Annotated in this window: 23 protein-coding genes and 1 pseudogene; 19 read left to right on the forward strand and 5 right to left on the reverse strand. The window is 68.3% G+C overall.

Going from position 1 to position 24080, the window contains the following annotated elements; all coding sequences use genetic code 11:
- Nucleotides 1-80 precede the first annotated feature (80 nt).
- Complete coding sequence (locus SSP08S_RS43880; protein ID WP_019074008.1) at nucleotides 81-488, reverse strand: RidA family protein; 408 nt, start codon at nucleotides 486-488, stop codon at nucleotides 81-83.
- 141 nt (nucleotides 489-629) lie between these two features.
- Between SSP08S_RS43880 and SSP08S_RS43885 the strand changes: the two genes are divergently transcribed.
- The 16 genes and pseudogenes from SSP08S_RS43885 (at nucleotide 630) to SSP08S_RS43960 (ending at nucleotide 15881) form a co-directional block, all read left to right on the forward strand.
- Complete coding sequence (locus SSP08S_RS43885; protein ID WP_019074009.1) at nucleotides 630-1010, forward strand: winged helix-turn-helix transcriptional regulator; 381 nt, start codon at nucleotides 630-632, stop codon at nucleotides 1008-1010.
- A 191-nt stretch (nucleotides 1011-1201) separates the two neighbouring features.
- A pseudogene (locus SSP08S_RS57090) lies at nucleotides 1202-2625 on the forward strand (IS1182 family transposase).
- A gap of 394 nt (nucleotides 2626-3019) precedes the next feature.
- Complete coding sequence (locus SSP08S_RS57095) at nucleotides 3020-4675, forward strand: FAD-dependent monooxygenase (protein ID WP_043260215.1); 1656 nt, start codon at nucleotides 3020-3022, stop codon at nucleotides 4673-4675.
- A 41-nt stretch (nucleotides 4676-4716) separates the two neighbouring features.
- Nucleotides 4717-5175, forward strand: a complete 459-nt coding sequence (locus SSP08S_RS57100) for a VOC family protein (RefSeq protein ID WP_019074011.1) — start codon at nucleotides 4717-4719, stop codon at nucleotides 5173-5175.
- Between the two features lie 43 nt (nucleotides 5176-5218).
- Entirely contained in the window at nucleotides 5219-5962 is a 744-nt protein-coding gene (locus tag SSP08S_RS43905) for a dienelactone hydrolase family protein (protein ID WP_019074012.1), read from the forward strand.
- A gap of 11 nt (nucleotides 5963-5973) precedes the next feature.
- Nucleotides 5974-6285: a DUF6295 family protein gene (locus SSP08S_RS43910; RefSeq protein ID WP_019074013.1), complete on the forward strand. Its 312-nt coding sequence runs from the start codon at nucleotides 5974-5976 to the stop codon at nucleotides 6283-6285.
- A 134-nt stretch (nucleotides 6286-6419) separates the two neighbouring features.
- Nucleotides 6420-7748, forward strand: a complete 1329-nt coding sequence (locus tag SSP08S_RS43915) for an ABC transporter substrate-binding protein (protein ID WP_019074014.1) — start codon at nucleotides 6420-6422, stop codon at nucleotides 7746-7748.
- Between the two features lie 94 nt (nucleotides 7749-7842).
- Nucleotides 7843-9090, forward strand: a complete 1248-nt coding sequence (locus SSP08S_RS57105) for an acyl-CoA dehydrogenase family protein (protein ID WP_019074015.1) — start codon at nucleotides 7843-7845, stop codon at nucleotides 9088-9090.
- A gap of 29 nt (nucleotides 9091-9119) precedes the next feature.
- On the forward strand, nucleotides 9120-11108 hold the full coding sequence (locus tag SSP08S_RS43925; protein WP_019074016.1) for an ABC transporter permease: 1989 nt from the start codon (nucleotides 9120-9122) through the stop codon (nucleotides 11106-11108).
- A gap of 2 nt (nucleotides 11109-11110) precedes the next feature.
- Complete coding sequence (locus SSP08S_RS57110) at nucleotides 11111-11887, forward strand: ABC transporter ATP-binding protein (protein WP_043260216.1); 777 nt, start codon at nucleotides 11111-11113, stop codon at nucleotides 11885-11887.
- A complete protein-coding gene (locus SSP08S_RS43935) occupies nucleotides 11884-12642 on the forward strand; it encodes an ABC transporter ATP-binding protein (RefSeq protein WP_019074018.1) in 759 nt (252 codons plus the stop codon). Before SSP08S_RS57110 ends, SSP08S_RS43935 begins: the two co-directional genes overlap by 4 nt.
- Nucleotides 12639-13289: an NADPH-dependent F420 reductase gene (locus SSP08S_RS43940; RefSeq protein WP_019074019.1), complete on the forward strand. Its 651-nt coding sequence runs from the start codon at nucleotides 12639-12641 to the stop codon at nucleotides 13287-13289. The genes SSP08S_RS43935 and SSP08S_RS43940 overlap by 4 nt, the downstream gene beginning before the upstream one ends.
- Nucleotides 13290-13336: 47 nt before the next feature.
- Nucleotides 13337-13753, forward strand: coding sequence for an SRPBCC family protein (locus SSP08S_RS43945; protein WP_019074020.1), 417 nt, complete (start codon nucleotides 13337-13339; stop codon nucleotides 13751-13753).
- Nucleotides 13746-14453: an SDR family NAD(P)-dependent oxidoreductase gene (locus SSP08S_RS43950; protein ID WP_019074021.1), complete on the forward strand. Its 708-nt coding sequence runs from the start codon at nucleotides 13746-13748 to the stop codon at nucleotides 14451-14453. Before SSP08S_RS43945 ends, SSP08S_RS43950 begins: the two co-directional genes overlap by 8 nt.
- 28 nt (nucleotides 14454-14481) lie before the next feature.
- A complete protein-coding gene (locus tag SSP08S_RS43955; protein ID WP_019074022.1) occupies nucleotides 14482-15216 on the forward strand; it encodes a CoA transferase subunit A in 735 nt (244 codons plus the stop codon).
- Between the two features lie 2 nt (nucleotides 15217-15218).
- Complete coding sequence (locus SSP08S_RS43960) at nucleotides 15219-15881, forward strand: 3-oxoacid CoA-transferase subunit B (protein WP_043260230.1); 663 nt, start codon at nucleotides 15219-15221, stop codon at nucleotides 15879-15881.
- Nucleotides 15882-16071: 190 nt separating this feature from the next.
- On the opposite strand, the gene SSP08S_RS58490 is transcribed toward SSP08S_RS43960, so the two are convergent.
- Genes SSP08S_RS58490 through SSP08S_RS43975 form a run of 3 tightly spaced genes read right to left on the reverse strand, consistent with a single transcriptional unit; the run spans nucleotide 16072 to nucleotide 18333 of the window.
- Nucleotides 16072-16809, reverse strand: a complete 738-nt coding sequence (locus tag SSP08S_RS58490) for a cupin domain-containing protein (protein WP_158697293.1) — start codon at nucleotides 16807-16809, stop codon at nucleotides 16072-16074.
- Nucleotides 16810-16852: 43 nt separating this feature from the next.
- Nucleotides 16853-17788 (reverse strand): fumarylacetoacetate hydrolase family protein, encoded by a 936-nt coding sequence (locus SSP08S_RS43970; RefSeq protein ID WP_019074025.1) that lies wholly within the window; start codon nucleotides 17786-17788, stop codon nucleotides 16853-16855.
- Nucleotides 17785-18333 carry a flavin reductase family protein gene (locus SSP08S_RS43975; protein ID WP_019074026.1) on the reverse strand — a complete coding sequence of 183 codons (549 nt, stop codon included), beginning with the start codon at nucleotides 18331-18333 and terminating at the stop codon, nucleotides 17785-17787. The genes SSP08S_RS43970 and SSP08S_RS43975 overlap by 4 nt, the downstream gene beginning before the upstream one ends.
- 203 nt (nucleotides 18334-18536) lie before the next feature.
- Between SSP08S_RS43975 and SSP08S_RS43985 the strand changes: the two genes are divergently transcribed.
- Nucleotides 18537-19367 (forward strand): IclR family transcriptional regulator, encoded by an 831-nt coding sequence (locus SSP08S_RS43985; RefSeq protein ID WP_158697294.1) that lies wholly within the window; start codon nucleotides 18537-18539, stop codon nucleotides 19365-19367.
- Nucleotides 19368-19428: 61 nt separating this feature from the next.
- On the opposite strand, the gene SSP08S_RS43990 is transcribed toward SSP08S_RS43985, so the two are convergent.
- Nucleotides 19429-21870 carry a SpoIIE family protein phosphatase gene (locus SSP08S_RS43990; RefSeq protein WP_019074029.1) on the reverse strand — a complete coding sequence of 814 codons (2442 nt, stop codon included), beginning with the start codon at nucleotides 21868-21870 and terminating at the stop codon, nucleotides 19429-19431.
- A 302-nt stretch (nucleotides 21871-22172) separates the two neighbouring features.
- Between SSP08S_RS43990 and SSP08S_RS62155 the strand changes: the two genes are divergently transcribed.
- On the forward strand, nucleotides 22173-22472 hold the full coding sequence (locus SSP08S_RS62155; RefSeq protein ID WP_158697295.1) for a hypothetical protein: 300 nt from the start codon (nucleotides 22173-22175) through the stop codon (nucleotides 22470-22472).
- On the forward strand, nucleotides 22466-24049 hold the full coding sequence (locus SSP08S_RS57120) for a sodium:solute symporter family transporter (protein ID WP_019074030.1): 1584 nt from the start codon (nucleotides 22466-22468) through the stop codon (nucleotides 24047-24049). The genes SSP08S_RS62155 and SSP08S_RS57120 overlap by 7 nt, the downstream gene beginning before the upstream one ends.
- Nucleotides 24050-24080 lie beyond the last annotated feature (31 nt).

Below are 24080 nucleotides of genomic sequence, written 5' to 3' on the forward strand. Positions count from 1 at the left end.
AGCGTGGGTCAGTAACTGTGACTGAGCACGCTGGTTGGCCGCTGAGCGCCGTAGTTGGCTCAGTGGCAAAGAGCGCCTGTTCAGTCGAGGACCGCGGTGGCTTCGATCTCGACCAGATGGTCGGGAACGTCCAGTGCCGCAACGCCTATCAGCGTGGTCGGCGGGGCCGGGGTGATCCCCAGCTGCGCGGCTGCCCGGGAGATCCCTTCCAGGAGCGGGGGCATCTTGGCGGGGGTCCAGTCGACGACGTAGAAGGTCAGCTTCGCCACGTCGTCGAAGGAGCCACCGACCTCGGCCAGGGCGGTGCCGACGTTGAGATAGCTCTGCTCGACCTGGGCGGCGAGGTCGCCTTCGCCGATCGTGACTCCCTCGGCGTCCCAGGCGACCTGCCCGGCGACAAAGACCAGCCTCGACCCGGATGCGATCGACACCTGCCGGTAGACGTCGATCTTGGGCAATCCGCTGGGGTTCATAAAGGTGATGGCCATGCTGCCTGTCTCCTCGTCCTGAGCGCCTGTGGGCTCGCGTCCGCGCCGACCAAGACGCTCACTCTCTTGTGGTTACTCAGGAACTGTAAGAGAGTGGCAGCTGACGTGGAAGAACGCACTTTTCAGTGACTGGAGAACCTTATGGTGACCAAGCAGTTCACAGGCTCGCCCGAGGATGCAGACCTGGCGCGTGCGGGCTCCTTGGCGCGGGAGATCTTCTCCGACGTCGCCAACAAGTGGGCCTTCCTCATCGTCGAGGGTCTCGGTGATCGCACCCTGCGCTTCAGCGAGCTGCGGAACGAGATCGAGGGCATCAGCCACAAGATGCTCACCCAGAACCTGCGCATGCTGGAGCGCAACGGCCTGGTCGAGCGCACCGTGCACCCCACCGTCCCACCGCGGGTCGAATACACCCTCACCGAGCCGGGTCAAGCCCTGCGCGCAACGGTCGACGGAATGTGCGGCTGGACCCACCAGTACTTCGGTCACATCGAGGCCGCCCGCCGCCGCTTCGACGCCTGACGGCTGGCGCACGCGCCGGCGGCCGGCTGCAATGCTCAGAGCGGCCAACCAGCGTGCTCAGTCACAGTAACCGGCAACCCGCGCGCGTCTGGTGATCACTTGTGCGGGATGATCCCGGTATGCGTGACCAGGAGGGGCTGTTCGAGGTCGAGCCAGCCGAGGGCAAACGGCCGCCACGTCGTGCGGCGGCGGTGGACAAGCGATTCAGGGCGTTCGACCCGCACCAGGTCCTGCTGCTGCCGCCGTCGCTGGACGACTGGCTGCCCCGGGATCATCTGGCCCGCTTCGTCGCCGAGCTGGTCGACGACGTTCTTGACCTCGGACCGGTCCTGGCTGACTACACCGAGAAGCGGGGCTACCCGCCCTACGACCCGCGGCTGATGGTGCGGCTGCTGATCTACGGCTACACCACCGGCGTCCGCTCGTCCCGGGCGATCGAGCGCAAGTGCGTGGACGATGTCGCATTCCGGTTCCTGGCCGCCAACCAGGCACCGGACTTCCGGTCTATCGCCCGGTTCCGCCGCCGCCACTTGGACGCTCTCGCCGACCTGTTCACCCAGTCCCTGCACCTCGCGCAGAAGCTGGGCATGGTCAAGATGGGCCGCGTCGCCCTGGACGGCACCAAACTCGAAGCCACTGCCTCCAAGCACAAGGCGATGAGCTACGGCCGCCTGGTCACCAAAGAAGAGCGCGTCGAAGCCGAGATCGCCGACCTGGAGGCCAAGACCCGGGCTCTGCTGGCCGACGCCGAGGCCACTGATGCGGCCGAGGACCAGGCATTCGGCCCCGACGGCAAAGACGTGGACCTCCCCGCCGAACTCGACCGCCGCGAGAAGCGCCTGGCCAGGATGCAGGCCGCTCGCGCCCAGATCGAGGCCGAGGCCGCCGACAAGACCCGCCGCCACGCGCAGGACACCGAACGCCGCCGCCAAGAACGAGCCGGTACCGGCGACGAGCAGGCCGTCACCGACGCCGGCGAGAAGGCCGCCGCCAAGGCCAGGCCCAAGCCGAAGGCCCAGGCCAACTTCACCGACCCCGACTCGCGGATCATGAAGAACAGCGACGGCGCCTACATCCAGGCCTACAACGCCCAGGCCGTCGTCGACGAGGCCCACCAGGTCATCACCGCCGCCGACGTGACCTGCAATCCCTCCGGCGCGCTGAACTACACCGCGATGCTCGACCAGTCCGCGGCCAACACTGGCGCCCACCCCGAGCAGGCCCTCGTCGACGCCGGATACTGCTCCGAGGCCAACCTGGAAGCCGCCAAGGACCGGCAATTGGCCTGCGGCACCGACACGTTCATGGCCACCGGCCGACTCGCCCACGACGAGCACGTCCCGCCCGCACCTCGCGGACGCATCCCCAAGGACGCCACGCTGAGCGCATGGCACGCAAACTGCGGACCAAGCCCGGCCGCATGGCCTACAGCCGCCGCAAGGCCATCGTCGAACCCGTCTTCGGCCAGATCATGACCTGCCAGAACGGACGCCAGCTCCTCCTACGCGGTGAAGACGGCGCCCGAGGCGAGTGGCGCCTGCTGGCCGCCTGCCACAACCTCCGCAAGATCTTCCGGCACGTCGGAAGCGCCGGCATCACCGCAGCGATTGCCTGACCAGCCGGGCCGACCGGCCCCAAGCACCGAAATCCCAGGACCGCCGCCCCACTCACCAGTCCCGAAGCCACTCACCAGGCGACCGCAGTGAACCGCCGACCGGTTGCCCGTTACTGACCCACGCTCCTAGGCGCCCCGTCGCGCCGTGTGCAAGTGCGTGCGCGCGCTGCCTGTCGTACCTCTCCACCGAGCAACGAGAACGCGGTCGCCGAGCACTCGCCCGGCGGCCGCGTCGTGGTTTGGCGGGTCCGTCGGTTCCTGGTCCGTGCACTCCTCCCCGGCGAAGTAACCCTCGCGACACACGGACGAAAGAACTGCCCGCCGAACGCTCGACATGGCGTGAGCTGAGGTCTATTTTGGAATCAGATTTCACCTGACGGAATGGAGGTCAAGTGTGAGCAGGGCACCTATAGAGGGGTCGGCCTCGGTGGCGATCGCCGGCGGTGGGCCCGTTGGCATGGCGCTCGCCATCGACCTTGCACAGCGCGGCGTGGCAAGCGTGGTCTTCGAAAGCCGTGCGGAAGCAGACCGCTTCTCGGCGCGCACCAACATGACAAATGTCCGTTCGATGGAGCATTTCCGCCGTTGGGGGATAGCCGACGCGCTGCGGGAGAACGACCCCGTGAGCCCGCGGATCCAGCGGGACGTGGCCTTCGTGACGCGGCTGAACGGGCATCTGATCCAGCACTTCCCCCGGGCCTACGAGTGGTCCGAGCGGCTGCCGATCGCCTCGGAGGTCGCCGAGTGGGCGCCAAACGAGGCCATCGAGAAGACCCTTCGAGCCCGGGCCGCGGAACTCCCGCTGATCGACGTGCGCTTCGGGCACACGGTCGAGTCGTTCGAGCAGGACGACGACGGCGTCACCGTGCACGTGACCGCACCCGACGGGCCGCAGGTGTTCCGCAGCGACTACCTCGTGGCCGCGGACGGCAGCCGGTCGCGGCTGCGCAGCCGGATTCTCAATGTGCGGTTGGAGGGCAAGGCCAACCTGGCGCGGAGCTTCCTCTGGCATCTGCGTGCCCCCGGGCTCGCCGAGCACTGGAAGGCCTCGCCCATGGTGTCGATGACGCTCTTCTACAACGAGGACCGCTACTGCGACAGCCTGGTACCGCAGTCCGGCGAGGACCAGTGGGCGTACTTCTGTTCTCCGGTGCCCAGTCACATAGACGGCGACGACTGGGAGGCGTGCCGCGACATGCTCTTCCGGTCGGTCGGCGCCGAGTTCGAGGTCGAGCCGATGGAGGGCGGAACGTTCATCACCCACTCGATGCAGGCGCCGCGCTACGACTTCGGCCGGGTACTGCTGGCGGGAGACGCCGCCCACCTGGTCTCCCCGATGGGCGGGTTCGGTATGAACATCGGCATCGGGGACGCGGCCGACCTCGGATGGAAGCTGGCAGCGCTCGTCCAGGGATGGGGCGGCCCCCTGCTCCTGGCGAGCTACAGCATCGAGCGGGGCGAAGCGGCCCGGTTCATCCTCGACGGCTGCGAGCGCAATCAGGCCGTGGGCGCGTCGCAGCTGGTGCGCGACGGTATAGAGGACCCCGGCCCTGAGGGCGACGCGGTGCGTGCCCAGGTCGCCGAAGACATCCAGGTGCAGAAGGCGCGACAGTTCAAGCGCATGGGCGGCCAGTTGGGCTACCGGTACTCCAGCTCGCCGATCGTCCTGCGCGACGGCGTCGACGAGCCGCCGGCCAACTTCGAGGACTACGTCCCCTCGGCGGCTCCGGGCAACCGGGCTCCCCACCACTGGCTCAAGGACGGCTCCTCCCTCTACGACCACATCGGCCCGGGGTTCACCCTCCTGGTACTGGACGAGATCGACACCGAACCGCTGCGCCGAGCGGCCGCGGCACGCGGCGTCCCCCTCGACGTGGTCACCCCCGGCGAGCCCGACCGGGCCGCCCTGCACGACCTGTACCTGGCACCCGCGACGCTGCTCCGCTCGGATCACCACGTCGCCTGGCGAGGCCACGCGTTCGACGACGTCGACCGGCTGCTGGACGTCGTCACCGGTTCGTCGGCCTGGCCGACGACCGTCACCCCCTGAATCGCGCCCCTCGGCGCCCCACCACACAAAGGACTGTCACCATGCCCAAGGTCACCCGTCTCGGCCACGTCGGCCTGTTCGTCACCGACCCGGAGGTCATGCTCGAGTTCTACTCGGGCTTTCTCGGTATGACCGTGACCGACCGCGACGAGCGGCGCGTCTTCCTCAGCTCGCGCCCCGGCGAGGAGCACCACGAACTGCTCCTGGCAAAGAACGCGGACCGGCACACCGACCCGCAGCAACTGTCCTTCGTGGTCGAGTCGTTGTCGGACCTGCGGGAGTTCTACGCGCAGATCGTCGAGCGGAAGTACTCGATCGACCACATCAACAACCACGGCAACGCGATCGGCTGCTACTTCCGCGACCCGGAGGACAACCGCGTCGAGGTCTATTGGCACACGGGCATCGACTGGCCGCAGCCGTTCAGTGAGGCGATCGACCTGTCCCTGAGCGAGGCGGAGCTGCTCGGCCTGCTGGACGAGATGCGGGCGTCCGCGTGATCGCGTCCGTACTCCTGAGGGGGGAACGTCCTTGAAGGAAGCCATGTTTGCCGAGGTCGTCGGATTCGCCGGCCATCTGGGCACTCCCATAGAGGGCTACCTCGCCCGGCCCGTGACCACCGAGCCGACCCCCGGAGTCGTGGTGCTCCACCACGCTCCCGGACTCGACCCGTGGTGCAAGGATGTGGTGCGGAACTTCGCGGCCCGGGGCTACACGGCCGTTTCTCCGCATCTCTATCACCGGCGCGGTCCCGGGCACTGGGCGGACGTCGCCGCCGCCGCACGTGCGGAGGGGCTCGCCAAGGCGATGCCCAACGACCAGGTGATGGGCGACATCGCGGGTGCCGCAGCGTACTTGCGGGCGCAACCGGGCGCCAACGGGAAGGTCGGAGTGATCGGCTTCTGCTCCGGCGGCCGGCAGGCGTTCCTTGCGGCCTGCGACGTGCCCTCGCTCGACGCGGCGGTGGATTGCTGGGGCGGGAGCATCCTCCCGCAACCCCCCGATCCCGGTCGCCCGGGTCCGGCGCCGAAGGGCGTCATCCACAGGGCGCCGGACATGTCGATGCCGCTCCTGGGGATCTTCGGCAACGACGATCTCAACCCCACCCCGGACCAGGTCGACGAGATCGAACGCGTGCTGACCAAGCACGGGAAGTCGTTCAGGTTCTTCCGCTACGACGGCGCCGGCCACGCGTTCTTCGCCTCGGACAAGCCCAACTACCGGCAGGAGCAGGCCGTGGACGGGTGGGAGCGGGTCTTCGAGTTCTACGACGAACACCTGCGCTGAAGGAGGATGTTATGTGCACGTGGATGACCGAGCAGATCGGTATCGCCGGTGCCGCGCGGGGAGTGCCGGACTGGCTGAAGGTGACGCGGGCCAACGTCTTCTACGACCACCCCGTCAGCGCTCCGTACGACCACGCGTTGATCATCGATTTCGTCAACCCTGACGCCGGAGTGGGTGCTCGGGTCGGGATCGAGCTCAGCGCCGCCTCGGCGCGGGAACTGGTGCGAGCCATCACGGCAGCACTCGAAAGCCCGGAAGCCCAGGCGGACCTCGCGGCCCAGTCGCGTGTCCTGCCGGGTTCGGAGCAGGAAACCGTGTCGTAACTCTTGTGTGGGTTCGGGCACACTGCTACGTTCACCGAATTCCATCTAGCGGAATGTGATTCCGAATCCAATCTCCGCCTTGAAGGCCTCAAGGGCCGCCCCCGGATGGATCTGCGGGAAACAAGGAGTCGCACATGCACAAGGACGTGTTTGCAGACATTCCGGTCGGTCGACGCACGAGGACCGCCGTCGTCGGACTGAGCGTGGTGCTCGGTCTGACGGCCGCCGGCTGCGCCACCTCGGACAGCACCGCCACAACCCAAGGGGCCACCTCTCCCCGTAGTTCCAGCTCCGCCGACCCCTGGGCGGTGACGGATCTGGCCGGCTACACCGGCGGCAAGTCGGGGGCGGCCGACACCGGCCTCGCACCGGTGAAGATCGGGTGGGTCAACCAGCAGGGCGGCTCGCTGGAATACCCGAACGCCACGCTCGGGGCCCGGGCGGCGGTGAAGTACGTCAACGAGAAACTCGGCGGGATCGACGGTCATCCGCTCGAACTGAGCACCTGTTACGTGGTGGACAGCGAGCAGGAGGGCAACTCCTGCGGGCTGAAGATGGCCAACGACAACGACATCAAGACCGTCCTCGTCGGCACACTGATCAACGGCGGCCAGTCCATGCGGGCGGTCGTCCAGGGAAGCAAGCCCATCCTGATGTCGAACTCGATCAGCGCGCCGGACGCCACCGGCAAGAACGTCTTCATCTTCAACGGCAACCCGGACTCGATCTTCGGAGGGCTGGCGACCTACCTCGACGACAAGGTCAAGGCCAAGAGCGTGGCCGTCATCTACCCGCAGGACGCCCAGAGCATCGGCGGCGTGGACGTGATCCGCAAGGACCTCAAGAAGCTCGGCATCAAGCTCAAGGCGGTCGGGTTCGACCCGTCGACGACCAACCTCACCGCGGCCGCGGTCGCCGCCGGCGTCCAGACGGCCGACGCCGTCGTACCGCTGGTGTCGTCGCCACCGAACTGCGTCTCGGCGGCCAAGGCGCTGGACTCCCTGGCGGTCAAGGCGCCGATCGTGTCGACCGGTTCCTTCTGCTTCTCCAAGGCAGTCGCCCAGGGGTTGGGCGGCGAAGCGCCCAAGTGGCTGCAACTGTCGACGCAGACCAACGTCGCCGACACCTCCCTCACCGATGTGCGGGCCTACCTCAAGCAGTCGCAAGCGGCCTCGCTGAGCGCCGGCGCCCAGACCGACTCCGACGCGACGCTCGCCTGGAGCCTGGTCATGACAGCGACGAAGTTCCTCAACGCGGCCGGTGGCGCGGACGCGACCACGAAGACCGTGGCGAAGGCCGCCCAGTCGTTCCACGGCCCGATGCTCCTGGGCAGCGAGACGGTCAAGTGCGGTGCCTACAGCGACCAGCCGGGACTCTGCGGCGCCCAGAGCCGGGTCTTCGAGCACACCGGCGGCAACACCTTCTCCGCGGCCACCGACTGGATCACCCCGTCCGGGCTCTGACGGCGACCACACGTCGTACACCCACCGCGATCTCGATCAACCCTTTGCAACGACCCGTCCCCGCGACCGCGGCGGACGAAGACGAGGAGACACCATGAGCGCCCCAGCGAGCGCCACGATCCGGCCCCGTGAGCCGAACCCGCGTCCCGAGGACCTGGTGCAGCACGCGGCGGCCTTCCGAGACCGACTGCGGGACGAGCAGGAAGCCACGGAGGAGCGGGGCGCCTACTCGCCCGAGACCCACGAGCTCTTCCGGCAGGCCGGCTTCTACCGGACCCTCCTGCCCCGACGCTACGGCGGCTACGAATTCGACGTACCCACTTTCCTGCAGGTGATCGTCGAGATAGCCCGCGGATGTCCCGGGACCGGCTGGGGCCTGTGCCTCGCGGCCGGGCACGGCCTGCAGATCGGCGGGCTCTACGGCGAGGCCGCCCAGGCCGGTGCCATAGGACCCGACGGGGACTTCGCCGCACCCATGCGCGGTATCCCGATGGGCACGGCCACCCGAACCGAGCAGGGCGCGTGGCGGATCGCGGGGACCTGGGACTACTGCTCGGGATCGCCGTACTCCACCCACGCGATGCTCGCGGTCCGCCTCGACGAGGGCGACGGTCCGGCCGGCGGCCAGGGCCTGGCGTTGGTGCCGCGCTCGGACTGGACGCTGATGGACGACTGGCGGCACCGCTCCTTCGGGATGCGGGGGAGCGGATCCAACAGCATCCAGGTCGACGGAGCTGTGGTCCCCGACGAGTTCGTCGTCCGCGGCAACCCGCTGGGGTTCGGCGGGAAGCCGACGACACCCGGTTACCGGCTGCACGGCAATCCCATGTACGCCGGCCACTCGATGGGCTACCTGCAACTGGAGATCACGTCGGTGCTGGTGGGCTGCGCCTACGCGGCCCTGGACGAGTACGAGCGGATCATCCGCGCCAAGAAGACTCCCGGACCCCACGGCGTCCCGCGGTTCCAGACGGCCGACTACCAGCGCCACTGGGGTGTGGCCAGCGGCAAGGCCAGCGCGGCGGAGGACGTTCTTCTGCGCAGCAGCGAGTTCTACATGGAGCTCTGCCGGGAGGCCGTTGTCGACGACAAGGGGTTCGCCCCGGAGCAGTTGATGCGGATCCACGCCAGCACCCACCACGCCGTCAACCTCGCGTGGGAAGCGGTCGAGTTGTTGTTCCGCACCTCGGGAACCAGCGAAGGCGGGAGCAACGGCTCGCGCATGCAGCGGTACTACCGGGACATCTCCACGGCACGGACCAACGTCGGGCTGCAGTGGGAGACCTTCGCCACCGCGCTGGCCAAGGAGCACTTCGGTCTGAAGGCCGACGGACTCGTCTGAGCCGGCGGCACGGCCGAAGGAGAAAGCTCATGGAGACACTTGTTCTTTTCGCGCTGCTGGGGCTCGGTTCGGGCGCGGTCATCGCCGGCATCGCGCTGGGTGTGGTGCTCAGCTGGCGCGGCAGCGGCACGATCAACCTGGCCGCGGGCGCGACGGTCATGGTCGCCGGCTACGTGTTCTGGGCGCTGCGCACCGGGTTCTTCGGGTTCGCGCTGCAGACCGTCCCGGCGATCGTCCTGACCCTGCTGTTCATGGCCCTCTACGCCGTGGTCGTGGAGTTGGTCGCCGTCAGACCACTGCGCAGCGCCTCCCCGCTCGCCAAGCTCGTGGCGTCGTTGGGCGTGCTGCTGCTGACACAGGCGTTGGTCCTGCTGATCTTCGGCAGCGCGCCCCGGAACAGCCCGTCGGTGCTCACCGGCGACGTGGTGTCCGTCTTCGGTGTGGCGGTGCCCGAAGCACAGTTCATCCTGGCCGGCATCGTGGTGGCGCTGGCGGGCGGTCTCGCCGCTCTCTACCGCTTCACCCGGTTCGGGCTCGCCACACGGGCCGCCTCGGAGAGCGAGCGGTCCGCCGCTCTCGCCGGACTGTCGCCGAACGTCATCTCGCTGGGCAACTCCGTCCTCGGGCATGTGGCCACCGGGTTCGTGGGCGTGCTGGCCGCGTCGATCGTCGGACTGAGCGCCACGACACTGCCTCTGCTGATCATCCCGGCGCTGGCCGCGGCACTGTTCGCGCGCTTCACCTCGTTCGGTGTCGCGTGTGCCGTCAGCCTGCTCATCGGGATCAGCGAGTCACTGCTCTACCAGGCATCCAACGAGTCGTGGTTCCCCACCCAGAACGGCTCCGCCATCCCGGGTGTGCAGCAGGTGGTCGAGTTCCTCCTCATCGTCATCGCCCTGTGGTGGCGGGGCTCCAGCCTTCCCCTCCGTGGCGACCTGGTGGAACGGTCCCTGCCGATGGTGCCCGACCAGGACCGGCTCGCCGCGCGGGTCGCCCCGGTGGCCATCGCGTGCGCCGTGGCACTCGTGGTGCTCCCCTCCGACTTCCGACAGGCCGTCGCGACCGGCCTGGTGGCCACCGTCCTGTGCCTCTCCTTCGTTGTGATCATGGGGTACGTCGGTCAGCTGTCGGTGGTCCAGTTGGCGCTGGCCGGAGTCGCCGGATTCGTGCTCTCGCACCTCGAGGCCGCGTACGGTATCGGCTTTCCGCTGGCCCCGATCCTGGCGATCGCCGCGGCGACCGTGCTGGGGGTGCTCATCGGCGCCAGTGCGCTGAGGGTGCGGGGAGTCACGCTGGTCGTGGTGACGCTGGCTGCCGCGATCGCGATCGAACAGTTCATCTTCGCCAACCCGGACTGGGGTGGTGGCCAGACAGGGGCTCCTGTCGAGTCACCGAAGCTGTTCGGTCTCAACCTCGGTGCCGACGCGTCCTTCCGTGGCCTGGACGGGTCACTGCCCAGTCCGGTCTTCGGCCTGCTGGCGCTGGTGGTGACCGTGGTGCTCTACCTGTTCGTGGCGAATCTGCGCAGGGGAGACCTGGGCCGCCGCATGCTGGCCGTGCGCTCGAACGAACGGGCTGCCGCGGCGGCGGGCGTCAACGTACGAGCCGTCAAGATCCAGGGCTTCGCCATCGCGTCCTTCCTGGCCAGCATCGCCGGCGTGATGTACGCCTACGACTTCCGCACGGTGTCGGCGAACAGCTACGGCACCATGAGCGCCCTCTCCCTGGTCGCGAGTGTCTACGTCCTGGGAGTGACGCTGGTCCAGGGCGGGGTGCTGGCGGGATTCGGCGCCGCCGGCGCGGTGATCCCGCTCATCCTCCAGACCTGGGTCCTGCCGGAGAGCCGGGTCTCCATCTACATGCAGCTCATCATCGGAGCCGGTCTGCTCATCCAGCTGCGGTTCTGCCCCGACGGGCTGCTGGTGGCCTCGGCGACGAAGCGGGAGCGACGCGCGCGTGCATCCCGCGCCGGCAAGGCGTTGACCGCGGTGGGCGCCAAGCCGCAGGGAGGTGTGTGAGGATGCCGAGTCCTGTGCTGTCCGCACGCGGTATCAGTGTCCGGTACGGCGGGGTGCAGGCGCTCTCCGGCGTCGACATCGAGGTGCGTCCCGGCCAGATCGTGGGACTGATCGGCCCCAACGGGGCGGGGAAGACCACGTTCATCGACGCCGTGACCGGCTTCGCGCGGTGCACGGGCAGCGTCGAGGTGGCCGGCCGCGACATCGGGCGGATGCGCCCGCACGCCCGGGTGCAGGCGGGCCTCGGCCGGACGTGGCAGGCCGTGGAGCTCTTCGATGCCCTCACGGTGGCGGAGAACCTGGCCGTCGCCGCCCGTCGGCCGGCGTTGTGGACGACGATCCGCGAGCTGCTGACCAACGCCGAGGCGACCAGGCCCCCGGTGGGCCACGCCCTGGAGGCGCTCGGCATCGAGGGCCTCGCCGAGGCGATGCCCGGCGAGCTGTCGGAGGGCCAGCGCAAGCTGGTCGGCATGGCCCGGGCCTTCGTAGGTGACCCGAAGGTGGTGCTCCTGGACGAGCCGGCCGCCGGCCTGGACACCGACGAGAGCGCGGAGCTCGGCAAACACCTGCGACGGCTGGGTGACCAAGGCACCCCGATGCTGCTCATCGACCACGACATCAATCTCGTGTTCGCGACCTGCGATCACGTGGTCGTCCTCGAGTTCGGCCAGGTCATCGCCACCGGGCGCCCGGCGGACGTGCGCCGTGACCCCAGGGTGATCTCCGCCTATCTGGGATCGGCGGCCTCTGACGACATCAAGGTCGGGGAGGAATCATGACCCAACCAGTACTGCGCATCGAGGGCCTGACGGCCGGTTACGGCACCGTCGACGTCGTTCGCGACGTCCATCTGGAGGTCGGCAAGGGCGAGGTGGTGGCCCTGCTGGGCCCCAACGGGGCCGGCAAGACCACGACGCTGCGCGCGCTCTCCGGCCTGGTGAAGGTCTCGGCGGGTTCGATATCGATGCGCGGCCAGGACCTGACCGGACTGACCCCCGCCGCACGAGCGCGGTGCGCCATCGCCCACGTCCCGGAGGACCGCGGCCTGTTCAGGGGACTGACCGTGGCCGAACACCTCAGGCTCGGGCCGCGCGGCGAACGACTGGAGGCGGACCTGGCCTACCGGTACTTCCCGGCACTGCCGGCCATCGCCGACCGGCGCGCGGGGGTCCTGTCCGGCGGCGAGCAGCAGATGCTCGCGGTCGGACGCGCGCTGGCCCGCAGACCCTCGCTGCTGGTGCTCGACGAGCTCAGTCTCGGACTGGCCCCCGTGATCGTCGAGCAGTTGCTGCCCGTGATCCGGGCCTACGCGGACGAGAGCGGCTGCGCCGTTCTGCTGGTCGAGCAGCACGTGCACCTCGCCCTGGAGATCTCCGACCGGGCCTATCTGATGGCCCACGGCGTCGGCAGCGACAGCCATGACGCCGCGGTGCTACGGCGGGACCGCAGCGTGATCCAGGCCAGCTACCTCGGGGGACAGGAGTGGACACCCACTGCTGATCGTGAAAAGGAACGAGACGGAGACACGCAATGAGGATCGGAATCATCGGGGCCGGCCGAATGGGCCAGGCACTCACGGGTCTGTTCGTGGAGGCCGGCCACGACGTCGTGCTCGCGAACTCGCGAGGTCCGCAGTCGCTGGCCGCCTTGACCACCCAGTTCGGTGAACACGCCAGCGCGGCCGACGTCCCGGGTGCTGTGAAGGGGAGTGACCTCGTCATTCTGGCCACGCCCTGGGGCAGGACCGCGGAGGCGGTGTCGGCGGTCGAGGACTGGTCCGGCGTGGTGGTGGTCGACACCACCAACAACCGCAGCAAGCCCGGCCCTGACGGCCTCATCGACATCGGGGACCGCATATCGAGCGAGGTCGTCGCCGAGTTCATGCCCGGCGCCCGACTGGTCAAGGCCTTCAACACCACGCCCATCCCGTTCCTGGTCAAGGGGCTGGGAGCGGCGGCTGGCGAGGACAACGCCGTGTACATGGCCGGGGACGACTCCGACGCCAAGGCGCTCGTCGGGGCGCTCATCGCCAGTGTCGGCGGGGAGGCCGTCGACACCGGCGACCTGCACACCGGCGGTTGGCTGCAGGGCATGTCCGGCCCGTTGGCCGGGACCCTGGAAATGCTCACCCCGACGGATGCCCGCAACCGGCTGGCAAAGGCCCTTGAACTGGTGCGCTAGCACCCCACCAACCAAGCACACCCCTTCACTAGGAAAGCGAGAACACCATGGCCATTGTCAACGTCAGCAAGTCCGTAGCGCTCAAGGCCCCGGCCGACCAGGTGTGGGCGTTCGTGAGTGACTTCGGTGGCTACGCCGCGTGGCAGCCGCACATCGCCTCGGTCGAACTGCGCCCCGACGGCGACCGCCTGGTCAACTTCACTCGCGGAGACTCGGTGTTCGACCGGATCTCCGCCAAGGACGACGCGGCACGCACCCTCACCTACGGGCTCGTCCCCGGTCAGAAGACGCCGATGACGAAGCTCGAAGCGACGTTCACGGTCACCGGGTCCGGCGCCGGCAGCGACGTCGAGTACGCCATCGAGGTCGACGTGCCCGACCAGATGCAGGACGCCGCACGCGCCGGGATCGGGGCCGACATCGACGGAGCGCTGGCCGGTCTCGACGCCAAGTTCAATGGGTGACGCCGACGACGGGGCGCCCGTCGCCCTCGTCACCGGAGGCGCCGGTTTCATCGGCAGTGCGATCGTCAAGGCGCTGATCGCACGGGGCCACCGTGTCGTCGTGCTGGATCGAGCCGGGCACGACGCCGTCGACCTCGCGGACGAGCAGCAGGTCCGTGCGGCGGCCCGCACGGTGCTGGAGCGGTACGGCCGCTGTGACGTGCTGGTCCACGCCGGTGTCAACTTCGAGCGAGCAGGCCTCCTCGACCTCGACACCGCACTCCTGCGCCGGATGATGACCGTCAACGTCGAGGCCCCGCTCTGGCTCCTGCAGGAGTTGACGCCGAGCATGGCCGAGCACCACTTCGGCCGGGTCGTGATGGTCGTGTCGGACACGTTCTTCGATCCGCCGCCGGTGCCGGACATGCTCCCGTACATCATGACCAAGGGCGCCCTGATCGGTGCCGCGCGGGCTCTGGCCCGTTCCCTGGGCGCGGACGGCATCACCGTCAACTGCGTCGCACCAGGCATGACACCCCCACCGGCGTCCGAACCCGGACTCGGCTCCGAGGTGGCCGAGAGAGTGCGGTCGCGACAGGCACTCCCACGGACCCTCGTCCCCGAGGACGTGGCCGAGGTCGTGGGCTTCCTCGCCTCGCGGGAGGCCGAGGCCCTCACCGGGCAGACCATCTGCCCGGACGGGGGACTGGTACTGCGGTGAAGGACCGCATGAGGAGACAGAGCACGTCGTGGACAAAGTAGTCGAGAGCGCCGCCGCGGCCGTCCGGGACATCGCTGACGGAGCCAGCATCGCGGTGGGCGGGTTCGGGACGGCAGGGGTTCCCTGGGAGCTGGTGGCGGCGCTCCTCGACCAGGGCGCGAAGGACCTCACCGTCGTGACCAACAACTGTGGCGTCAACGGCGTCGGGCTGGTGCGGCTGCTCCAGGAGCACCGCATCAGCAAGGTCATCGCGTCCTACTTCGGCCAGAACCTGGAGTTCGCCCGCCAGTACCTGACCGGCGAGATCGAGGTCGAACTGACGCCCCAGGGCACGCTGGCCGAGCGCCTGCGTGCCGGCGGTGCGGGGATCGCGGCCTTCTTCACTCCGACCGGAGTGGGCACGGTGGTGGCCGAGGGAGGACTCCCTCGGCGCTACGGCGCGGACGGCGTGGTCGCCGTCGCGTCGCCGCCGAAGGAGGTCCGCACTTTCACGGTGAGGGGTCGTGCCAGGGACTGCGTTCTGGAGGAGAGCATCGTCACCGACTACGCCTTCGTCAGGGCGGCGGTCGCGGACCGTCATGGCAACGCCGTCTTCCATGCCGCGGCGATGAACTTCAATCCGGACGTGGCGATGGCAGGGCGCGTCACGGTCGTCGAGGCGGAACGGGTGGTGGAAGCCGGCGAGATCGATCCCGACGCTGTGCACCTTCCGGGTGTCTTCGTCCAGACCGTGATTGCCGCGGACGCCGGGAGGACCGAGTGAGGATCGGCTGGACGCGCCAGGAGATGGCCGCGCGGGCCGCGCAGGAGCTGCGCGACGGCGAATGCGTCAACCTCGGTATCGGGCTGCCCACCCAGGTACCCCAGTTCCTGGAGCCGGGCGTCCATGTAGTGGTCCACAGCGAGAACGGCGTCCTGGCCGTCGGGCCGTATCCCGAGCACGGCCAGGGCGACCCGGAAGTGATCAACGCCGGCACCGAGCAGGTGACGACGTTGCCGGGCGCGGCGTTCTTCTCCTCCTCGATGTCGTTCGCCATGATCCGCGGGGGCCACGTGAACACCACGATCCTTGGCGGAATGCAGGTCTCGGCCACCGGCGATCTCGCCAACTGGATGGTCCCGGGCCTCATGGTGAAGGGGATGGGCGGGGCGATGGACCTGGTGAACGGCGCCGGTCGTGTCATCGTCCTCATGGAGCACGTGGCCAAGGACGGTTCGCCCAAGCTGCTGCCCCGGTGCACCCTCCCGCTCACAGGGCGAGGAGTGGTCGACCGGATCATCACCGATCTCGGTGTGCTGGACGTGACAGCGCAGGGGCTGCGGTTGGTCGAGCTGGCTCCGGGCGTCGACCTCGGCTACGTGCTCGGCGTCACCGCGGCTCCGGTGATCGTGGCCCCGCAGCTCGCCGACAGCCGTGAGGGGGTCTAGCTCGGAACCGGAGCCGTGTCACACCATCTGTCGGGTGTGACACGGCTCCGCTGTCTTCCTGGGCAGCCCGGCTGTCTCAGGTGGTGACGTGTCTCGTTGTGGCGGCTCGCGGTGAGGTGGCCGACGCGTCGGCACTGTGCGGTCGGTGGCGCGTGAGACGGCCGACCGGTGCCTCGATGGTGCGGGGCGTTCAGGCTTCCGGGGCGAGTTCGATCAGGTCGCCGGGAGCGACTGTCACGAACATCATCCATCTGTCTCCGCGGCCCCGGGTGACATGGCCGGCTCCGGTCACGTCGTCGATGAGCGCGACGTCACCGGTCACCGGGTGGGTGAGGGTGCCGTCGCCGGTCTCGTTCTCACCGCTGCCGTTCAGGGTGATGCCGAACTGCCGGCGCGGACCGTTGTGCCACACGCCCGGAGTGCGGCCGTCCAGTCCGTAGTCGCGTCGGGTGACAAAGGCTCCGATCGACGTCGGCCACTTGTCGACCGGCGGTACCGAACCGAGGGACCACGGCCACCGCAAGGGCTCGGAGCGTGAGCGCCCGCCGTCGTCGTATATCCACGTCAGAAGGGGGCGGCCGGGCCGAGGGTCCTGGTCGGAGCTGACCTCGATGAGCCCTGGTTCCGGCACCCATCCCGGAGTGGCGACGAAGAACAGCCAGGCGTCGTCCGGCCACGTGAGACTGACGCTGTCGGCAGCGTCGACATCGAAGCACACGACGTCGCCGGCACCGAGTTCGGTGACAGGATGCCCGGCGACGGACAGCTCGATGTGGCCGGACAGCACCACGACCAGGTGGCAGCCGAGTGCCGGCAGCGCGGGCATGTCGTCCGCCCGAAGCCGGGCGAGCCAGAAGCGCGATGCCGGGATGACGTCGTACGGACCCTTGTCCCTGGCATCGCGGTAGGGGAGAAGCACCTGACGCACATCCGCGGCTCCGGAGACGTCAGTGACGTGCAGTACGCGCACTTCAGGCCTGGACCGTTACGGGCGTGTACTTGCCGCTGAGCTGTGGCGGAGTGCCTTGGAGGCCGGCCAGGGCACGGTCGTGACGCGTCTCGCGCTTCCAGGTGCGCTTGAGGTCGTCCTGGACGTCGATGCGCAGCCGGCCAAGGTTGCCGACCTCCAGTTCGACGAGGTCACCGTCCATGAGCGGGTGCAGGCCGCCATGGGTGGTTCCGGTGGCCACCAGGTCACCGGGTTCGAGGGTGTGCAGCGAGGAGACGAACGCGATCGACTCGGCGATGCTGTAGGCCATGTCGTCGGTGTTGAAGTCCTGCATCAGTCTGCCGTTGGTCCACAGGCGCACCGGCAGGTTCTGCGGGTCCGGCACCTCGTCGGCGGTCACCAAGAAGGGACCGATCGGGCAGAAGGTCTCCCGGGACTTCATCTGGTAGAAGGCGTTCTGGCGGGGCGGGATGCCTCGGGCGGAACCGTCGATGAGGTTGGTGTACCCGAAGACGTAGGTCATCGCTTCGTCGACGGAGACATTGTGGGCTCGTCGCCCGATGACGACGGCGAGCTCGGCCTCGCCCTCGAATACCGTCGCGGGGATGTCGGGAAGCACCATCCGGTCGCCGTGCCCGACGATCGAGTGGGGTGTCTTGGCGAAACCGTTGATGGGGGGCCGTTCGGTGGCTCCTTCTATGTAGTTGCGTGCCATGCAGTCGATGTTCAGCGGCCTCGGGACCGGGGGGCGGACGCGGACGGAGTCCAGTGGGACGCCAGTACCTTGTTCGGCCGCCTCCCGGATCTTGTCCTGGAACTCCGACCACCGGGTGATGACGGTCGTCAGCAGTTCCTGCGGGTGAGCCGGTGACAGATCGGCGACAGCGCCGCTTACGTCGACGACGGAGTCGCCGTCGAATACGCCGAGCCGGAAGTCGTTGAAGAACAGGAGCTTCACGCGTTGTCCCTTCGGGGTTGGTCGAGGTCGGTGGGGACGAACCGGCCGTACTGGCCTCGGAAGAAGACCAGAGCCCGTCCGTCCTGTGCGGAGGCGAGATCCAGCACCCGTGCGACCGCGATGGTGTGGTCGCCGGCGTCGTGCTCGGTGACCAGCTCGCAGTCGAGCCAGGCGATCGCGTCGTCGAGCGCCGGCCCGGCGTCGCGGTGGTGCCAGCTGATTCCGGCGAATCGATCCGTGCCGGCTCGCGAGAACTGCCGTGAGATCTGTTCGTGATGCGATGCCAGCACGCTGACGCAGAAGCGCTGCTCGCGTCGGATCTGCGGCCAGGTGCTCGATGTGCGAGCGGCACACACCGCGATCAAGGGCGGGTCGAGCGAGACGGAGGTGATCGAGTTGGCCGCCATCCCCACGGGCTGACCGGGGGTGTCGGCTGCGAGCACCACCACCCCCGTGGGGAGATGGCCGAGCACGGTGCGGAACTCGCTCGGGTCGATGGTCCTGGAGGCTGAGAAGTTGGCGACTCGTTCACTTTGCGGTGACATGTCTGTATTCCATCTGCCGGAATCTGATTCCAAAAAGATTAGTGACGTGTTTCATGGCCGTCAAGGGTGGCGGGGGATCGCCGCGTGGAGGTGGGCGCGACAAGGCGGCTCCTCGACGAGGAACCGATCCAGGACACGATGGTCCGCACCAGGTGCTACGAGGGCGGCGCCGGGTCAGTATCCTGTGGTGGATCGGAGGTCATGTGAAGGAAGAAGGCTCGTCTTCGGCTGGTTCGCCCGGCGAGGGTCGGGATGTCGGGCATGTGCGGGCGGTGCAGCGGGCGGCTCGGATCATGACGGCGCTGACTGAGCATCCGTACCCGTTGGGCATAGTGGAGTTGGCGAAGTTCGTGGGGCTGTCCCCGGGCAGCGTTCACCGGTTGCTGGCGACGTTGGTCAGTGTGGGGTGGGTGGAGCAGAACTCGCGGACCAGCAAGTATCGGCTGGGGATGGGCGCTGTGGGCATCGGCAGTGTTGCGCTGGTCAGCAACCCTGTCGTGCAGGACAGCCGCGGGCATCTGGCGCGGGTCGCTCAGTGGTCCGGTCATGACGCGGTGCTGAGCACGCTCGTCGGTGGCAAGACGGTGCAGTTGGCGCGTTCGGCCGGTGTGAACACGGAGCTCATCGAGTTCGAGCCGGGGCACCCGCAGCCTGCTCATGCGATGGCCGACGGGAAGCTGTTGCTGGCGTACCTGCCGGAGGACGAGGTCCGTGATGCCGTCGGGACCGAGGAGTGGCGGCGTTTCACCCGGAACACGATCACCGATCTCGACCGGATGCGGCGTGAGTTCGAGGAGATCCGGGCGCAGGGGTACGCGGTCGACAATTTCGAGAGGTTCGACACCGGGCGGGGGATCGCTGTTCCGGTGGTGGATTCGGGTGGGCGTCCGCTGGCGGCCATGATGTGTCTGGGCAAGCTGGATCCGGCTCAGGACGCGGAGTTGGTGCAGCAACTGCAGTCGGTGGCGCGTGAGATGTCCGACCGTTTGAACGCGACCGGAGACCTGCCCTCGTCATCGCTGGAACCGACCTAGCCCGCGGCAGGGACCGGCTGCTGAGCGAGCGTCTCTCCTGCCGGCATGCGGCGAACGCGGCCTACAGGGTCGCGTTGTCCCACAATGCGGCAAAGGCGGCTTCTGGTGCCGGAAGGGCCGTGATCGATTCTTCCGCCCAGATGGTCTTGCCCGTCTGGTGGTAGCGGCTTCCCCACCGTTTGGAGAGCTGGGCCACCAGGAACAGGCCGCGGCCACCCTCGTCGCCGGCGCGCGCCCGCCGTAGCCGGGGCTGGGTGTTGCTGCTGTCGGTGACCTCGCACACCAGCGTCGCGTCGTCGTGGAACAGGCGCAGGCCGATGGTGCCGCCCGCGTAGCGAATCGCGTTGGTGACCAGCTCACTGACGATCAGTTCGGTGCTGAAGGCCATGTGGTCGAGCTCCCACGCGGCCAGTTGTCCGGTGACGGCCTTGCGCGCGTCGGTGACCACGGCGGGATCGTCGGGAAAGGTCCAGTCGGCGATGGCGGACGCGGGGATCCTCCGGGTGCGGGCCAGGAGGAGCGCCATGTCGTCACGGGACGGCGTCTCGGTGAGCTCGTCCAGCACAGCCTGGCCGATGTCCTTCAATGCCCCGTCTTCGCGGCACAGCGACGAAAGCCGGTCCAGAAGGTCTTGGGTGCCCCGGTCGATGTCGTCGGACCGGGCACGGACCAGGCCGTCGGTGTAGAGCGCCAGCGTGCTGTCGGGTTCCAGGTCGACCGCGGTCTCCTCGAAAGGCATGCCGCCCACTCCGAGCGGCGGCCCCGGGGAGACTGTGATCAGGCGGCCCGTTCCGTCGGGCCGGATCACGGCAGGGGGCGGATGCCCCGCAGAGGCGACGGAACAGGCGCCGGTGACCGGGTCGTACAGCGCGTACAGACAGGTGGCGCCGATGGAGTCCTTGAGCTGAGGGTCTACTTCGTCGGCGAGTTGCTGGACGAGATCGTCGAGATGGCTGAGGAGCTCGCCGGGTGGGAACTCCAGGTCGGCCAGAGTGTGGATCGCGGTCCGCAAGCGGCCCATGGTGGCAGCGGCGTGCAGTCCGTGCCCCGTGACGTCGCCGACGACGAACGCCACCCGCAGGGACGGCAGCGGGACGACGTCGAACCAGTCGCCGCTGATGTCCGCCCCACCGCCCGCGGGTACGTAGCGGCCGGCCGACTCCGCCGTCGTCGTCCGCGTGACGGCCCTGGGCAGCAACCGCTGTTGCAACGCGACCGCGGCCCGATGCTCACGGGTGTATCGGCGGGCGTTGTCCAGACTCAGCGCGGCACGTGCGGCGATGTCGAACAGGAGGTCCGCGTCCTCCTGCTGAAAAGGCTCGGGCCGGACGGTCCGCCAGACCGCGACGACGCCCAGAAAATGGCCCCGCGCGAACAGCGGGGCGATGACGGCCGAGTGTCCCTTCGCGGGCAGCATCGACCGGATCAGTTGCGGGTCCTCGAGGAGGTCCGCCATCTCCTGCCGCGTGGCGTTGAAGACCTTGTCGCCGTGCAGGGCCGCTCGGCGGACGTGGGCCGTGTCCGGGAGGTTCGGGATCACGCCGCCCACGGGGATGAGCTCGTCGGGCCAGGAGCCGTCGGACGAGGCCACGGCGACCCGGCGCAGGGACCAAGGGCCGCCGGGGAGAAGCCCCTTGGGGGTCTCGTCGCCGTTGAGCACCGAGTCGACTATCTCCACCGCGGCCAGGTCCCCGAGGGCCGGTACGAGCACGCTCGCGATGTCCTGGGCGGTCCGCGTCACGTCCAGTGAAGCGCCGATGCTGTTCGACGCCTGATGACTCACCTCGGTACGGCGCCGGGCACGTTGCTGTTCGGTGTTGTCGATGAAGAGCGCGGCGACTCCGGTCGGCCGGGCGTACCCGTCCTCCAGGCGGAACGCGGAGAGGGAGAAGGATCGCTCCCCCTTGGACGTGTCGCCCGCACGCATGCGCTGCTCTCCCGCGACCTGCGCCACCCCGGTCTCCAGTACCCGGCGCAGCCGCGTCTCGACCTCGTGCGCGTCGTCCGCGCAGATCACGTCCGCCAGGTGCTCGCCCGCGTGCAGGGGAGGCCACGCGAACATCCCCGGGGTGCCGTTGGTGCGGACGACCTTCAGCCCGGTGTCGAAGAGGGCGATCCCCAGCTGCTTCTGGGCGAGCAGGGCATGCAGGAAGGCCGAGCCCTGTTCCCGCGCCTCTGCTTCCGCCGGGGGCGTCATGACCAGGGCGATCTCGGAGGAGTCGCCCAGAGGGACTTGGGTGACCGTCAGTTCGACCGGTTCTGCGGAGCCGTGCCGGAAGAGGGTCGTGCCGCGGCTCGTGAGGGGGAGGCTCCCCTCCGCCACGTCGCGGGTCGGTCGGGAGGGATCTTCGAGCAGCGTGGCGATCGGCCGCCCGCACACCTCCGCGACCGCGGACCCCAGCAGCTCGGCGGCCGTACCCGAGCACCGCCGCACGACTCCCGCGCGGTCGAGCAGGATGACGCCCACCTCGCCGGCCGTGCCCCGCTCACTCAGGTTCGCCATGGGCCACCTCACCTGCGGCAGGCGCCGCAGCATCCATCCAAGTATGTATCGGTGGCCGCGAGGCCCGCCAGCGAACCGCATCTGTGCCCCGCCGCACATCAAGGGGCATGCGGGTTCCGTCCCCACGATTCCCCGCTGTTTTGTTAAGCAGAACGGTAGTCCCGACAACGAGGACAGGTTCGGGTTTTGGGGGTATCGTCATCGCTCGCACCAGCAGACTGAGCGGACACTGTGGGCGCAACGCCGCTCCCCGGGCGTCTGCCGCCGGCTGTGCTCGCCATATCCCCGCGTGGAGACATCCCATGCACGAAGGCATTTACCTGCAGCCGGCGCAGGAAAATTCAGGACCGAAACATTCATCCGGCGGCCACGGAGTTCCTCGCAGGAAGCGGCACCTGGAGACCAGATACCTGGCTCCCAACATCGCGCTCCTCGGGATCGAGATCATCTTCGGTACGTCCAGGAGTCTGTCAGGCAACCGCGTCTTCGGCGCATCGGGCATTCCCCTGGGGATCCTCCTGTGCCTGACTCAGGTGGCGACTCTCCTGGTCACCCTGCATCGCCTGGACAGAAGAAGCAGACGCGAGGAAACGACATGGTGAGCAGTCCGGATCTCGTTCTGGCGGCAGATCTTCGGGAAAATTCCCCCATCGTGCTCGTGTTTCTGTTGTTCGTCGCGGTCGTCCTTTTCCTCTCGGTCTTTTCCGGCCTTGAATCGGACACTCCGAAGGAGTTCTACGTCGGAGGCGGCAAACGCTCGCCGCTGGTGGGCGGCCTGGCGATAGCGGGCAGCTTCGTGTCGGCGCCGCTGCTGCTGAACAGCACCGCGACGGTGGCGACGTTCGGTTTCGACGGAATGATGGACGCGACGAACGTCCTGCTGTCCTTCGGGCTGCTCATCGTGCTGGCCGGGCCCATACGACTGCGCAACGCTCAGACTCTCGGAGACATCTTCTCGGTTCGGGCCCCGGGCGCCGCACCGCGCATTGCCGCGGCCGTGACCACCTTGGCCATCGCCGGCCCGTTTCTGGTCGTGCAGCTCATCGCGGCGGGCAGCGTGACCGCTGACCTGCTCGGGCTCGAAGGAACGGGAGCGCAGCAGGTCTGCACGGTGATCATCGGTGGTTTGATGGTGACCTGTGTGATGCTCAGCGGAATCAAGGGACTCACGGCCGTACAGGTCCTCGCCGCAGTCGTGGTTCTCCTGGCCATGGCGGTGACCGCTCTGGCGGTGGTCGCCAAGGTCCACGGGAACCTCGGGTCTCTGCTTTCGCAGGCTGACTCCGGCAGTGCCAGGCCCGGTAGCTATTTCAACTCGGGCACGATGAACGGGACGGGAACAGCGGCGCATCTCAATTGGCTCGGGGAGCGATTCATCCTCATCCTCGGCAGCGCATGCATGCCGCACGTCCTGGTCAGAATTCACGGTGCAAAAGACCCCGCCACCGCGCGTCGATCAGTCAAGTACGCGACGTTTCTCATCGCCCTGCTGTCCTTGGCCATCGCCATTGTCGGCATGGGGGCTTCCGCCCTGGTGGGTACAGGAAGGATCGCGTCCGGGAACGGAGAGGGAGACGGCGCCCTGATGCTCCTGGCGCACAGCCTGGACGGTGGGCGCACGCTGTTCACCGCGGTCGCCTGCGCGGTTTTCCTCAGCGTGCTCGCCGTCGTCGGTGGGAGTACGGTCGCTGCGGCCGGTGCGATAGCCAAGGACATCTACAGCAATTTCGGAAAAGACGACGAAGGGCATTCCGGGAAGGAGATGTTGGCGGCTCGCGCCAGCGTCTTCGTCTTCGGTACTGCTGGAATTGCGACGGCAGTGATGTGGCAGGGCCACTCTGCGGTGTTTCTGGGCGCCGTCAGTGCCGCGACAGCCGCATCCGCCGTGGCTCCGGCTCTTCTGTACAGCTTCTTCTGGAAGGGTTACAACCGCACGGGGCTGCTGTGGACACTGTACGGAGGGACGGGTCTCACGGTGTTCCTCTACATGATGTCGCCTTCGTTCTCCGGAATCCCCGCAGCGCTCTTCCCCGGTGTCGATTTCACGCGTCTCGACCAGATCGGCCCGGCCCTCATCGCCGTTCCCGGCACCTTCTTCCTGGGATGGGCGTCCAGCGTGGCGGGACGCCGTCGCAGTGCCGGTCACTCGGAGACAGCGCCCATGCAGCCAGTTTCCTGAAGGGCACGTCCATCACCTCGCCCGAGCGGAG

This window comes from Streptomyces hokutonensis (assembly GCF_000376565.1).
GTDB classification, from domain to species: Bacteria; Actinomycetota; Actinomycetes; order Streptomycetales; family Streptomycetaceae; genus Streptomyces; species Streptomyces hokutonensis.